This is a genomic window from Wolinella succinogenes DSM 1740, from assembly GCF_000196135.1.
In the GTDB taxonomy this organism is placed as follows: domain Bacteria; phylum Campylobacterota; class Campylobacteria; order Campylobacterales; family Helicobacteraceae; genus Wolinella; species Wolinella succinogenes.
In genome coordinates this window covers 2,052,228-2,063,887 of sequence record NC_005090.1, presented here as the reverse complement: position 1 = coordinate 2,063,887, position 11,660 = coordinate 2,052,228, and the positions used below count along the sequence as shown (strand labels likewise).

General features: G+C 48.2%; 12 protein-coding genes. 10 read left to right on the top strand and 2 right to left on the bottom strand.

Features of this window, described 5'->3' with window-relative positions:
- Positions 1-6 precede the first annotated feature (6 nt).
- From WS_RS10290 to WS_RS10245, 10 genes are all read left to right on the top strand, one after another.
- Positions 7-1,083, top strand: a complete 1,077-nt coding sequence (locus tag WS_RS10290) for a DUF354 domain-containing protein (protein ID WP_011139957.1) — start codon at positions 7-9, stop codon at positions 1,081-1,083.
- Positions 1,080-1,748, top strand: a complete 669-nt coding sequence (locus WS_RS10285; protein WP_011139956.1) for an O-methyltransferase — start codon at positions 1,080-1,082, stop codon at positions 1,746-1,748. The genes WS_RS10290 and WS_RS10285 overlap by 4 nt, the downstream gene beginning before the upstream one ends.
- The gene (locus WS_RS10280; RefSeq protein WP_011139955.1) at positions 1,739-2,278 is read left to right on the top strand and encodes an adenylyl-sulfate kinase; all 540 of its coding nucleotides are present in this window, start codon (positions 1,739-1,741) and stop codon (positions 2,276-2,278) included. Before WS_RS10285 ends, WS_RS10280 begins: the two co-directional genes overlap by 10 nt.
- A complete protein-coding gene (locus WS_RS10275; protein WP_011139954.1) occupies positions 2,275-3,042 on the top strand; it encodes a class I SAM-dependent methyltransferase in 768 nt (255 codons plus the stop codon). The genes WS_RS10280 and WS_RS10275 overlap by 4 nt, the downstream gene beginning before the upstream one ends.
- A 16-nt stretch (positions 3,043-3,058) precedes the next feature.
- Complete coding sequence (locus WS_RS10270) at positions 3,059-5,404, top strand: PEP-utilizing enzyme (RefSeq protein WP_011139953.1); 2,346 nt, start codon at positions 3,059-3,061, stop codon at positions 5,402-5,404.
- On the top strand, positions 5,401-6,018 hold the full coding sequence (locus tag WS_RS10265) for a type 1 glutamine amidotransferase (RefSeq protein WP_011139952.1): 618 nt from the start codon (positions 5,401-5,403) through the stop codon (positions 6,016-6,018). The genes WS_RS10270 and WS_RS10265 overlap by 4 nt, the downstream gene beginning before the upstream one ends.
- A gap of 2 nt (positions 6,019-6,020) precedes the next feature.
- Complete coding sequence (locus tag WS_RS10260; RefSeq protein ID WP_011139951.1) at positions 6,021-6,782, top strand: phosphocholine cytidylyltransferase family protein; 762 nt, start codon at positions 6,021-6,023, stop codon at positions 6,780-6,782.
- A gap of 111 nt (positions 6,783-6,893) precedes the next feature.
- Positions 6,894-7,949: an aminofutalosine synthase MqnE gene (mqnE, locus tag WS_RS10255; RefSeq protein WP_408646044.1), complete on the top strand. Its 1,056-nt coding sequence runs from the start codon at positions 6,894-6,896 to the stop codon at positions 7,947-7,949.
- An 18-nt stretch (positions 7,950-7,967) separates the two neighbouring features.
- The gene (locus WS_RS10250) at positions 7,968-9,260 is read left to right on the top strand and encodes an NCS2 family permease (protein ID WP_011139949.1); all 1,293 of its coding nucleotides are present in this window, start codon (positions 7,968-7,970) and stop codon (positions 9,258-9,260) included.
- 9 nt (positions 9,261-9,269) lie between these two features.
- Complete coding sequence (locus WS_RS10245) at positions 9,270-9,725, top strand: phosphoribosyltransferase (RefSeq protein ID WP_011139948.1); 456 nt, start codon at positions 9,270-9,272, stop codon at positions 9,723-9,725.
- A 17-nt stretch (positions 9,726-9,742) separates the two neighbouring features.
- On the opposite strand, the gene WS_RS10240 is transcribed toward WS_RS10245, so the two are convergent.
- Together WS_RS10240 and WS_RS10235 are read right to left on the bottom strand one after the other, a co-directional pair.
- Complete coding sequence (locus WS_RS10240) at positions 9,743-10,450, bottom strand: EAL domain-containing protein (RefSeq protein WP_011139947.1); 708 nt, start codon at positions 10,448-10,450, stop codon at positions 9,743-9,745.
- A gap of 81 nt (positions 10,451-10,531) precedes the next feature.
- Positions 10,532-11,614 carry a calcium/sodium antiporter gene (locus tag WS_RS10235; protein WP_011139946.1) on the bottom strand — a complete coding sequence of 361 codons (1,083 nt, stop codon included), beginning with the start codon at positions 11,612-11,614 and terminating at the stop codon, positions 10,532-10,534.
- Between the last annotated feature and the right edge of the window lie 46 nt (positions 11,615-11,660).

Below are 11,660 nucleotides of genomic sequence, written 5' to 3'. Positions count from 1 at the left end.
GGATGAATGACATGGTTTGATCTGGTGACGCCCAAGAGCGTCATGTTCTTTAAGCCTTTCATTGAGGAGCTAAAACGGCGCGATAGAGAGGTGTTGGTTACAGCGCGAGAGGGAGAGGGGTACAGCGAGGTGGTGGAGCTGCTCAATCTCTACAAGATTCCCTTTTTCAACCGGGGAGGTTTTGGCGGGGCGAAGCTTTGTGACAAGCTTAAAGCCTCGATCCATCGCCAGCTTGAGCTGATGGAGTTTATCGAGCAGCACAGCATCAAGCGTTTGGTCTGCCTTTGCAGTGTGGACGCCAATCGTGTCGCTTTTGGGCTTGGGATACCTATCGTCAATTTTTATGACATTCCCCTCTCGGACTACAAAACCGATTTTCGGCGTGCGCTCCCTCAGGCACGACTCACGCTTCCCCTCTCCAACAAGGCCTTTCGCCCTTTCATGGTGCCTGAGGAGATCTTCTTTCGCTTTGGATTAGAGCACGATCAGATTTTTGAGTATGGATTTTTGGATGTGGTGGCGTGGCTCCGAGATTTTCAGCCCTCAAGAGAATTTTACGAGAAAGTGCTCAAGGATTACGGTCTAGACACCTCTTTGCCTACGATTGTGGTGAGAGAAGAGGAGTATAAGGCGAGCTATGTGATGAAGAAATACCCGATTCTCTATGAGGGGCTCAAGGTGCTCAAGGAGCGCTTGAGGGCTAATATTCTTGTGATTCCTCGGTATGAGCCTGAAGCCGTTGCGGAGCTTCTTCCTTTTGCGAAGGTGCTCAAAGAGAAGATAGTTATTCAGCATATTCTGGCCTACTGCGATCTCTTTATCGGAGGGGGTGGGACGCTCAATTCTGAGGCTTGTTTCTTTGGGACACCGACGATCTCCACGCGCTCTTTTGTCTCGCACTATGATAAGTTTTTGATGGATTTGGCTCTCATGGATAAGGTGGATAGCATAGAGGAGTTGATCATTAAGGCGGAGAGAATCATTGGCAATCGCAATGGCTACGCTAAGCAGATTTTTGATCGGATGGAGTTTGATGTGGGCTCCATGGTGGATGAGATACTCAAAGAGAAGGAGGGCGCATGAGCCAACAGAAATTTTTAGAGGTAGAGTCAAAGATTGAGGCGTATCGAGGGGCTCTTGTGGACAAGGATCAAGCCACAGAGGTGATCGATTTTGGGGCGGGGTCACCCGATTCGAATCGAAGTGAAGAGGAGATGGCGCAAGGCGTGAGGGTCACGACCACCACGCGTTCTGTGGCGGCGGTGGGAATCAAAGGAGATCGAGCGAAGGGAATCTTTGAAATCGTCTCCAAGGGAGAACCTAAAGTGATTTTAGAGCTTGGAACTTGTTGCGGATTCTCTAGCTCCTATTTGAGCCATGCTGCTCCTAATGCCCAAATCTACACTATCGAAGGTTCTCCTGAGCTAGCCAAAATCGCTATCCAAACGAGGGAAGATTTGGGATGTTCTAGTGTGGTTCAAAAGGTGGGGAAATTTGTCGATGTGTTGCCCGACCTGCTTCCTGCCATCGCGCCGATTGATTTTGTTTTTATTGATGGGCATCACGATAGAGAGGCAACTTTGGCTTACTTTAGGCAGATTCTTCCCTTTATGGCGCCTAGGGGAGTGATGGCATTTGATGATATCACTTGGAGCGAGGGGATGAAAGAGGCGTGGAGAGAGATATTAGAGGCGGGCGTGCACCAAAAAAGCGATGATTCCTTTAAGATAGGAATTTTGTGGCTCTAGAGGGAGAATCGCCCCAAGGATGGGTGATTTGGATCACGGGATTAGCAGGTAGCGGCAAGACAACCTTGGGAAGGGCGGTTTATGAGGCCCTAAGAAGAGAGATTTCCCATGTGGTCTATTTAGATGGAGATGGTTTTAGAGAGATTTTTGGACATAGTGGGTATGACAGAGAATCAAGAATCGAAATCTCCAAAAAGCGCTCGGCTTTGTGTGCCTTTTTGGCCTCTCAAGGGATTCATGTGGTGGCCACAGCCATCTCGATGTTTGATGAAATCTATAGGCTCAATCGCCAAAACATCCCTCGCTATTTAGAGGTCTATGTGAAGTGCGAGATGGAGGAGCTGATACGGCGCGATCAAAAGAATCTCTACACCAAGGCACTTAAAGGGGAGATCCAAGAGGTGGTGGGAGTTGATATTGCTTTTGATGAGCCATCTGCCCATGTAGTGATTGACAACACTCTTTGGGGGAGTATTGATGAGAAGCGAGATCGAATCTTGTCAGAAATTTATATTCAAGGAATTAGATGAAGCAAGGTGATTTTACTGAAGTGGCGAAACACTATCACCATCGCCCCGCCTATAGTGATATTCTGCTGGAAAAGCTCTTCGCTTGCGTGAACAGTCAAGGGCGGAGTAGAGGGGATTTTCGAGTGGCTGAAGTTGGGGCTGGAACAGGAAAGTTGACCAAGATGCTTTGTGATATGGGTCTTGGGGTTGATGCTGTCGAGCCCAATGAAAATATGCGTCTTGAGGGAGTGGCTTACACCAAAGATTGTGCTGTGCAGTGGCACGAAGGAAGTGGGGAGGCAACGGGGCTGAAATCGAGTGCATACGATTGGGTTATGATGGCGAGCTCTTTCCATTGGACTGATCCTGCCAAATCTCTACCAGAGTTTTCTAGGATACTCAAAGAGGGGGGATATTTTACGGCTATATGGAATCCTCGTGATATCAAAGAAGGCTCTATTTTTCAGGAGATTGAGGATGAGATTAAGCAGATGATTCCATCACTTAATCGCGTCTCAAGTGGAGCTCAAAACACTAAGAATTGGACAGAGATTCTAGAATCAACAGGACACTTTAAAGAGTGTTTTTTTATGGAGATTCCCTATTTTGAACATATGAGCAAAGAGCGATATATGGGGGCTTGGAAATCGGTCAATGATATTCAGGTGCAGGCAGGGGAGAGATGGAAGGATGTACTGATGATGATTGAAGCTAAAATAGAGAAATTAGAAACCATTTCGGTGCCTTATAAAATTAGAGCCTGGAGTGCGCAAAAAGTAGGATAGAGCAAGGGGAGAGTGTATGGGTGGATTGGGCTTTCAGGGCAAAGCGAGGAATCTTCAGAATCTGCAGGGTATCTTACGGGGTGCCAAGATTTTGGATCTGCTCATTTTTAAAACATCCGAGATCAAGCGCGATGCGCTAAGTGTAGCCAAGAGCATCACTGCCTCTTTTAGCGATGAGGTGATTATCCGCAGTGCAGCGCAAAATGAAGATGAAGAATCGGCCTCCAATGCGGGGGCATTTCTCACGATTCCTTGCATCCACTCCCAAGCGATCGATTCTCTTCTATCGGCGCTAGAGCGAGTTTCAGAGAGCATGGGCGAGGGAGAGCATGAGCTTTTGGTGCAGCCCATGCTCCAAGGGATCACTCTAGGCGGCGTGGTCATGAGCGTGGATAAAGAGGATTCGGCTCCCTATGTGGTGGTCAATTTTGAAGAGAGCGCTAAAAGTGATGGAATCACGAGCGGTTCTAGCACCAAGCATCAAACCTTCTACCATTTTCGCCACGCCTCTCTCCCTGATCAACCTCGATTGAGGGCGCTCATAGAGACTATTTTTGAGCTGGAAGCCATTTTTGATTGTGAATACCTTGATGTAGAGTTCGCCTTTGCCAAAGAGGGGGAGAGTGAGCAGCTCTACATCCTTCAGGTGCGCCCTATTGCCAAGAGGGCAGAGATTTTACACCAAGAGGTTTTTGAAGCGCTGGAGAAGATTCGAATCAAGTTTGAGAAGCTCAATCGCCCCCATCCCAATCTGCTAGGCAATCGGACGATTTTTGGAGTGATGCCCGATTGGAATCCTGCCGAAATCATCGGAATCAAACCTCGCTACTTGGCGCTCTCTCTCTATAAAGAGCTGGTCACCGATAGCGTTTGGGCTTATCAGCGCAGTAACTATGGATACAGAAATTTGCGCTCTCACCCGCTCTTAGTGAGCTTTGTGGGGATTCCCTACATCGATACTCGAATCTCTTTTAACTCCTTTATTCCCGAAAACCTTAACAGCAAAATTGCCACCAAATTGGCCAATTTTTACTTGGACAAGCTCGCCAATAGCCCTGAAAATCACGATAAAGTCGAGTTTGAGATCATCCTCTCTTGCTATCATTTTAATCTTCCCCAAAAGCTCGGTGAGTTGCAAAAAGAGGGCTTTAGTCAAGAGGAGCTCAAGCGCTTGGAGTTTGCTCTGCTTGAACTCACCAATGCCATGATTGATCCTATTGGAGGGCTCTATAAAAAAGATTTGGAGAAGATCAAAAAACTAGAAGAGAAGTTTCAATCTATCGAATCAAGCGAGTTAGCCGACATCGACAAAATTTATTGGGGCATTGAGTATTGTAAGCGCTATGGCACGCTTCCTTTTGCTGGGGTCGCTAGGGCGGCCTTTGTCGCGGTGCAGATATTAGATTCTCTTGTTCAGATAGGATTTTTAAACTCCCAAGAAAAAGAGGATTTCTTGGCCTCTTTAAATACGGTCTCTAAAAAACTGAGCGAGAGAATCCACGAACTCTCATCGGGTAAAATCTCCAAAGAGGAATTTTTAAAAGAGTATGGGCATTTGCGCGCGGGAACCTACTCGATTCTTTCACCCTCCTATAAAGAGGCTTTTGAAAGCTATTTTGGGGATATAAAAGCGTGCAAATCTCCCTTGAAAAAGGAGTTTTGCCTCTCTTGTGAGAAAAAAGAGATTTTGGAAAATCTTCTTGTGGAGCATGGCCTAAGAATCAGCGCCCAAGGGCTTTTTGATTTTATCAAAGAGGCCATAGAGGGGCGAGAGCTGGTGAAGTTTGGTTTTACAAAGGTTTTGAGCCGAGTGCTTGAGATGGTTGAGGCCTTTGGAGGGCGACTTGAAATCCCCAAAGAGGAGATGGCTCACCTTGATATTAAGATTCTTTTAGGGCTCTATGCCAATCTTGAGGGAATCACGGCTAAAGAGAGGCTTTTGGAGGATATTTTATTCCACAAAGAGGAGTTTGCCCTGGCTAGGCTGCTCAAACTTCCGCCTATTATTTTAGATTCAAAGGATATCTATTCCTATGTTCTACCCTCATCCCATCCTAACTTTATTGGTTCGGGTAGAGTTCAAGCAGAGGTGGTGGATGAGAGCATGGAGGGATTAGGAGGAGAGCTGGAAGGTAAAATCGTCTGCGTCAAGTCGGCTGACCCCGGCTATGATTTTCTCTTTACCAAGGGAATTGCGGGGCTTATCACCTGCTATGGAGGAGTCAATTCCCATATGGCGATACGATGCGCTGAGGCTGGAATCTGCGCCGTGATTGGAGCGGGTGAAGAGTATTTTGAGAGATGGAGAAGGGCTCGATTCTTAGAGCTTGATAGCGCTTCGTGCAAGGTGGAGATTTTATGAGGCGCATAGGAATCACGCAGCGACTTTTGGAGACTCGCGAATATATTGAGACAAGAGAGGCGCTGGATGTTCGATGGGGGGAGCTTTTTTATCATCTCTCTTGGGGGATGATTCCTCTTAGTTATGCGGTGCCTTTGGAGGTCTATATCAAGGAATTCGCGCTAGAAGGGGTGATTTTAAGCGGAGGGAATGATCTGAATGATTTCGTCTCCTCACCCCTTAATAAGAAGCGCGATGCGTATGAGAAAGAGATTCTTCGATATGCAAAGCAGTATGCATTTCCCCTGCTTGGGGTTTGTCGTGGGGCTCAGATGATTGCTTATGAAGGGGGCTCTCTTCTTGAGTTCTGCGAGGGCCATGTGGGGAGACATGAGATTTTTTGGGAAGAGGGCGAAGGCGAGATAATCGGCTCTGAGCACCAGCTTGCCATTAAGGAGTTGGGGGCAGGATTGATTCCTCTAGCACGCTCCTGCGAGGGTTTAGTAGAGGCATTTAGAGGAGAAGAAGCCCCTCTTTTTGGCATGATGTGGCACCCTGAGCGTCAAGACAAAAGGAGCGCAGGAACACTAAAAATGGTGGAGTTATTCAGCCAAGCACTCCAAAAAAGGGATTAGCCATGAAAGCATTGATTTTAGCCGCAGGAAGAGGAAGCCGATTGGCTCCCCTAGCCGATCATGTGCCCAAATGCCTTGTCCAATATCAGGGCGAGCCTATCTTGAAGTATGAGCTTGATTCTCTTCTTCAGTGCGGGATTGATGAGATTGGAATCGTAGGTGGGTATCGTTTTGAGGTGCTCAAGCACTACATAGAGAAAAACTACTCCAAAAAAGCAAACTTCAGCTTTTTTTTCAATGAGCTCCACAGCTCGACCAATATGGTGCACACTTTTTTCTGTGCACGCGATTTTTTGGATGAGGAGCTTATCCTCTCTTACTCAGACATCTTATACTCTCCCCCCATCGTGCGAGCCCTCCAAAAATCAGAGGGCGAAGTGAATGTGGTGATTGATAAGGCATGGCAAAAGCTGTGGGAGCAGAGATTTGAGAATCCGCTAGAGGATGCCGAGACGCTAAAAATAAGGGAGGGGCGAATCAAAGAGATAGGCAAAAAGCCCCAAACTTTAGAGGAGATTGAGGGGCAGTACATGGGATTGCTCAAGTTCTCCAAGGAGTTTTTGCCACGACTCATTTGCTATTATGAGGGGCTAGATAGGGAGCGGCTCTATGATGGAAAAGATTACTCCAATATGTATATGACCAGCCTATTGCAGGGGTTGATCGAAACATTTGATAATGTTTTGCCCGTGCTCATTGAGGGGGGATGGGGGGAGATTGACGCCCCTAGCGATTTGGAGATTGATTTGCGATTGGCTAAATAGACCCTATTATTTCTTGGTTGCGTCCTCTAGCTAAGTGCGGCTATTCTATAATGTCACCCAAAATCTCTTCACTTTCCAAGGAAAAACATGAGTTCCCTTCCTGAAACCTTGATGAATCGCTTGCATGATCATGAGAGACTCACCCAAAATGAGGGTGAAGCTCTCTATGATCTCGACCTATTCACGCTTGGGCGTGAGGCGGATAGGAGGCGGGTCAAAAAGCATGGCAAAAAGGTCTTTTTTAACTCCAATCGCCACATTAACCCCACCAATATCTGTCAAGATATTTGCAAATTTTGCGCCTTCTCCTCTCACCGCAAAAACCCCAACCCCTATGCCATGAGCATTGATGAGATTCTAGAGATTGCCAAAGAATCGACTGCGCTTGGCGCGCGCGAGCTTCATGTGGTGAGCGCCCATAACCCCAACTATGGCTACCAATGGTATGGGGAGATGTTTAAGACGATCAAAGAGGCGCTCCCCCATATTCATCTCAAGGCCATGACCGCAGCGGAGGTCGATTTTCTCTCTAGGCGTTTTGAGAAACCCTATGAGCAAGTCCTTGAAGATATGCTCTTGTGGGGAGTGGATAGCATGCCAGGAGGAGGGGCGGAGATCTTTGATGAGGAGGTGCGTGCGCGCCTTTGCGGCGGCAAGGTGAGCTCTGGGCGCTGGCTGGAGATTCATGGCTATTGGCACTCTTTGGGCAAACAGAGTAACGCCACGATGCTCTTTGGTCACATCGAGAATCGCACCCATCGAATCGACCATATGCTGCGCCTTCGTGAGCTTCAAGATCGCTATGGCGGCTTTAATGCTTTTATCCCTCTTCTCTATCAAAAAGAGAACAATTTTCTCAAGGTCGAGCGTTTTCCTACGGGTCAGGAGATTCTCAAGACCTTGGCTATCTCTCGAATCTTGCTGGACAATATTCCTCACATTAAGGCCTATTGGGCAACTCTTGGGCTCAATTTGGCGATGGTCGCTCAAGAGTTTGGAGCGGATGATCTTGATGGCACCATCCAAAAAGAGTCTATTCAGAGTGCGGCAGGTTCAGGCAGCGGACATGGCGTGAGCAAAGAGGAGCTTATTTTTCAGATCAAAGACGCGGGTTTTATCCCTGTGGAGCGCGATAGTCTCTACAACGAAATTCAAATTTATGCTTAAATTCATAGGGAGGAAGCGATGCTAGAAGGATTCTTCAAGCTCAAGGAGCACCAGACAAACGTCAAAACCGAGGCGCTGGCGGGATTCACCACTTTTTTGACGATGATGTATATCGTGCCAGTGAATGCCATCATTATGAGCCAGACAGGGATGCCCATGGATGCGCTCATTACTGCCACGGCGCTCATCACGATTCTCTCCACGCTCCTTAATGGAGTCTGGGCTAATACGCCTGTGGCAATGAGCGTAGGGATGGGGCTGAATGCCTACTTCACCTTTGGCTTGGTGCTAGGGATGAAGATTCCTTGGGAGAATGCCCTGGGGATTGTTTTCCTCTCAGGGATTCTCTTCCTGGTGGTCTCTTTCACTAACTTTAGGCGCTGGATCATGGAGAGTATTCCTCATGACCTAAGACGCGCTATTAGTGCAGGGATTGGCGCTTTTATCGCTTTTATCGGACTCAAGCAGATGGGAATCATCGCGGATAATCCCGCCACACTCGTGGGACTTGGGAACCTAGCTGATACCAATGTCCTTGTAGGAATCTTTGGGCTTTTGGTGGTTTTGGCTTTGAGCGCTTGGAGAATCAAGGGCGCCTTCATCCTCTCTGTAGCGATCACTTCGATTCTTGGCTGGATTTTAGGAATCAAGGCGATGCCCGAGGCAATCTTCTCTATGCCTGCTTCTATCGCTCCTATTATGTTTAAGCTCAATATTCTTGAGGTACTCACACTCTCCATGCTCCCTGTGATTTTGGCCTTTATGATCACGGATATGTTCGATTCTTTAGGGACGCTTGCGGGTGTGGGCTATCGAGCGGGAATCTTTAGGGAGAAGGGGAGCAAAGAGCTAGAGAAGACGCTACAAGTGGATGCGGTGGCCACGGTGGGCGGAAGTCTCCTTGGGCTCTCCACAACCACGAGCTTTTTAGAGAGCGCCAGCGGAGTTGAGGAGGGAGGCAGAACGGGCTTAACCGCTATTTTCACGGCATTTTGCTTTATCCTCACGCTCTTCATGCTCCCTCTATTTGGAGCGATTCCTGATAATGCGATCTATCCCGTGCTCGTAGCGGTGGGAATCTTGATGTTTGCCGAGCTAAGACATGTCGATTTTAGTGACTTTTCTATCTCGGTGGCAGCGTTTGCGATCGTTCTTTTTATGCCACTCACCTACTCCATCACCAATGGGTTGGCTGCAGGATTGCTGCTCTACTTTTTCATGAGGCTCATCAAGGGAGAGTTCAAAGAGCTAAGCGGGGGGCTGCTCTTTTTGGCGCTCATTAGTCTCATCCCCTTTGTATTCCACGCCTAAGGAGAAGCGATGCTCTATTATAGCTATGAGATGTTCCGCGATGATATGAAAGAGTTGGTCACAAGACTTGATTATAAACCCGAAGCGGTGCTTGGAATCACGCGAGGTGGGCTCACGATGGCGCATTTTTTGGGTATTGCGATGGATATGCGCGAAGTCTACACGATCAATGCCGTCTCCTATTTCAACAAACAGCAAGATGAGGATATCAAGATTTTCAACATTCCCAATCTAGGCGATGCCAAGCAGGTGCTCATTGTCGATGAGATTGTGGATAGCGGGAAGAGCATGAGAAAGATTCTAGAGGTGCTCACCGAGATCAACCCTGATGTAGAGTTCAAAACAGCGGTGCTTTTTCATAAGCCCACCGCGATCTATACGCCCGATTTTTATATTCGTGAGGCGACGGAGTGGATCGAATTTTTCTGGGAGGTGGATATCCTTGCCCCCAAAGAGGAGCGCTAAGGGCGCCCCTTTCCCTGCTAACAGTTATGCTTGATGAATTTGGGGCGATAGAAGAATCCTTGTACCGCCTTCACTCCCATCTCTTGGGCAAATTGCAGATGGTCTTCGTTCTCCACCCCTTCTAAAACCGTCAAAATCCTTTTGTGATCGCAAAACTCGATGAAGCTCTTCATGAGGATAAGATAGCTCGGATCGCTCTCTCTGAGCGTGAGCCAGTGGCGGTCAAACTTCATCACCTTGGCGTAATCAAGAAGCGAAAAAGAGAAGAGAGAGAAGGGATTCCCTATATCATCTAGGGCGATGGGAATATCGATATTAAGGAGGAGTGAGGCGAAGTTTTTCACTAGCTCAACATTGGAGGAATCGGTGTTTTCGATAATCTCCACGACAATCTTTTCATCTTTGAAGAGCTTTTCCCAGTGATTGATGTGCGCGCGTTTGATGCAAAGGTGGGGGTCGAGATTGAGAAAGAGGGTGGTATTCCCAGGGCGATGCTCTAGCTGGAAGCTCTTCACTGCAGCCTCTAGGGCAAAGAAGAGCCACTCGTCCTTGTGAGCGGCATCAAAGACAATATCGGGGGGCACAAGACTCTCTTTGAAGCGAAACCTCGCCAAAGCCTCGTAAGCAAGAATACTCTCATTGGAGAGCTGAATGATGGGTTGGTATTCGCATCCAAAGTGGCGCTGGGTGAGAATCGCTTCGATATCAGCAGGAAAAAGCAGCATGAACCTCTTTCTAAATGAGAGTTGTTATCAAAAGCGTCTATTGTATTGCGCTTAACCCCAAAAAAAATTTAACTTTTCGAGTTAGCGCCCTTTGGAGCGGCGCTTTTCTCGATAAAAGAGAAGATAGAGCGTAATGAGGGTGAGAGGGGCGATGAAATAGAGCATCGTGGTGCCAAAAAGGGGCAAGAGGTCGTGTGAGGTCGCATCCATGATGAGATAGAGTGTGTAGGCGATGTAGTAAAAGAGGAAGATTCCCCCCTCCCAGCGGTCGATGATTTGTCCTGTGAAGAAGATAGGGAGTGTCGCAAAAGCAACCACCACCATCACGGGGAGGTCAAAGCCTAGGGCGGCTGTGGAGATGGGAATCCCGCCGGGGACGAGGAGTGAGGTGAGACCTAGGACGGAGAGAAGGTTGAAGATGTTACTCCCGACCACATTGCCCACAGCGATATCTCGCTCTCCTTTGAGGGCAGCCATGATGGAGGTGGCCACTTCAGGCATGGAGGTGCCTGCTGCCACGATGGTGAGACCGATGATGAGCTCGCTGACTCCAAAGTGGCGCGCAAAAGCCACCGCTCCCCCCACCAACCATCCTGATCCAAGCACCAAAGCCGCTAATCCTGCGAGAATGAGAAGGAGTTGAAAAGGGAGTAGATCAAGCTTGGAGGGGATGGGGGAGGACTGAGAAGATTCTTGGGAATCGTTGGCTTGATTTTCGTGGCGGCTTTGTCGGATGATGAAGATGAGGTAAAAGAGCATGGAACCAAAGAGCAAGCCTCCCTCAAGAGTGCTTAGATTCCCATCTAGGGCGAGAAGATAGACCGCTAAAGAGGCAACTAACATAAGGGGAACATCGAGGCGAATCAGCTGTCTATCCACCAAGAGGGGCGTGATGAGTGCGGAGAGTCCTAGAATGAAAAGGACATTAAAGATATTGCTCCCGACCACATTCCCTAGCGCGAGATCAGGTTGGCCTCCAAGGGAGGATTGGATGTTGATCGCTAGCTCAGGGGCACTTGTGCCAAAGGCAACAACGGTGAGCCCCACCACCAAAGGGGAGATGCCTAGTTTGAAGGCGAGCTTTGAAGCTCCCCTCACTAGCCAATCAGCCCCAAAAATGAGCAGTAACAACCCGCCCAAAAAAAGTCCCGCATTCTCAAGCATCCCTCTGCTCCTTTGGGTTGGAATCAATTTTGGGGCGTATTATAAC

What these genes read in the sequence shown, in the direction of transcription:
- WS_RS10290 (WP_011139957.1), top strand. Translation starts at nt 7, where the DNA reads ATGACATGGTTTGATCTGGTGACGCCCAAGAGCGTCATGTTCTTTAAG.
- WS_RS10285 (WP_011139956.1), top strand. Translation starts at nt 1,080, where the DNA reads ATGAGCCAACAGAAATTTTTAGAGGTAGAGTCAAAGATTGAGGCGTAT.
- WS_RS10275 (WP_011139954.1), top strand. Translation starts at nt 2,275, where the DNA reads ATGAAGCAAGGTGATTTTACTGAAGTGGCGAAACACTATCACCATCGC.
- WS_RS10270 (WP_011139953.1), top strand. Translation starts at nt 3,059, where the DNA reads ATGGGTGGATTGGGCTTTCAGGGCAAAGCGAGGAATCTTCAGAATCTG.
- WS_RS10265 (WP_011139952.1), top strand. Translation starts at nt 5,401, where the DNA reads ATGAGGCGCATAGGAATCACGCAGCGACTTTTGGAGACTCGCGAATAT.
- WS_RS10260 (WP_011139951.1), top strand. Translation starts at nt 6,021, where the DNA reads ATGAAAGCATTGATTTTAGCCGCAGGAAGAGGAAGCCGATTGGCTCCC.
- mqnE (WP_408646044.1), top strand. Translation starts at nt 6,894, where the DNA reads ATGAATCGCTTGCATGATCATGAGAGACTCACCCAAAATGAGGGTGAA.
- WS_RS10250 (WP_011139949.1), top strand. Translation starts at nt 7,968, where the DNA reads ATGCTAGAAGGATTCTTCAAGCTCAAGGAGCACCAGACAAACGTCAAA.
- WS_RS10245 (WP_011139948.1), top strand. Translation starts at nt 9,270, where the DNA reads ATGCTCTATTATAGCTATGAGATGTTCCGCGATGATATGAAAGAGTTG.
- WS_RS10240 (WP_011139947.1), bottom strand. Translation starts at nt 10,450, where the DNA reads ATGCTGCTTTTTCCTGCTGATATCGAAGCGATTCTCACCCAGCGCCAC.
- WS_RS10235 (WP_011139946.1), bottom strand. Translation starts at nt 11,614, where the DNA reads ATGCTTGAGAATGCGGGACTTTTTTTGGGCGGGTTGTTACTGCTCATT.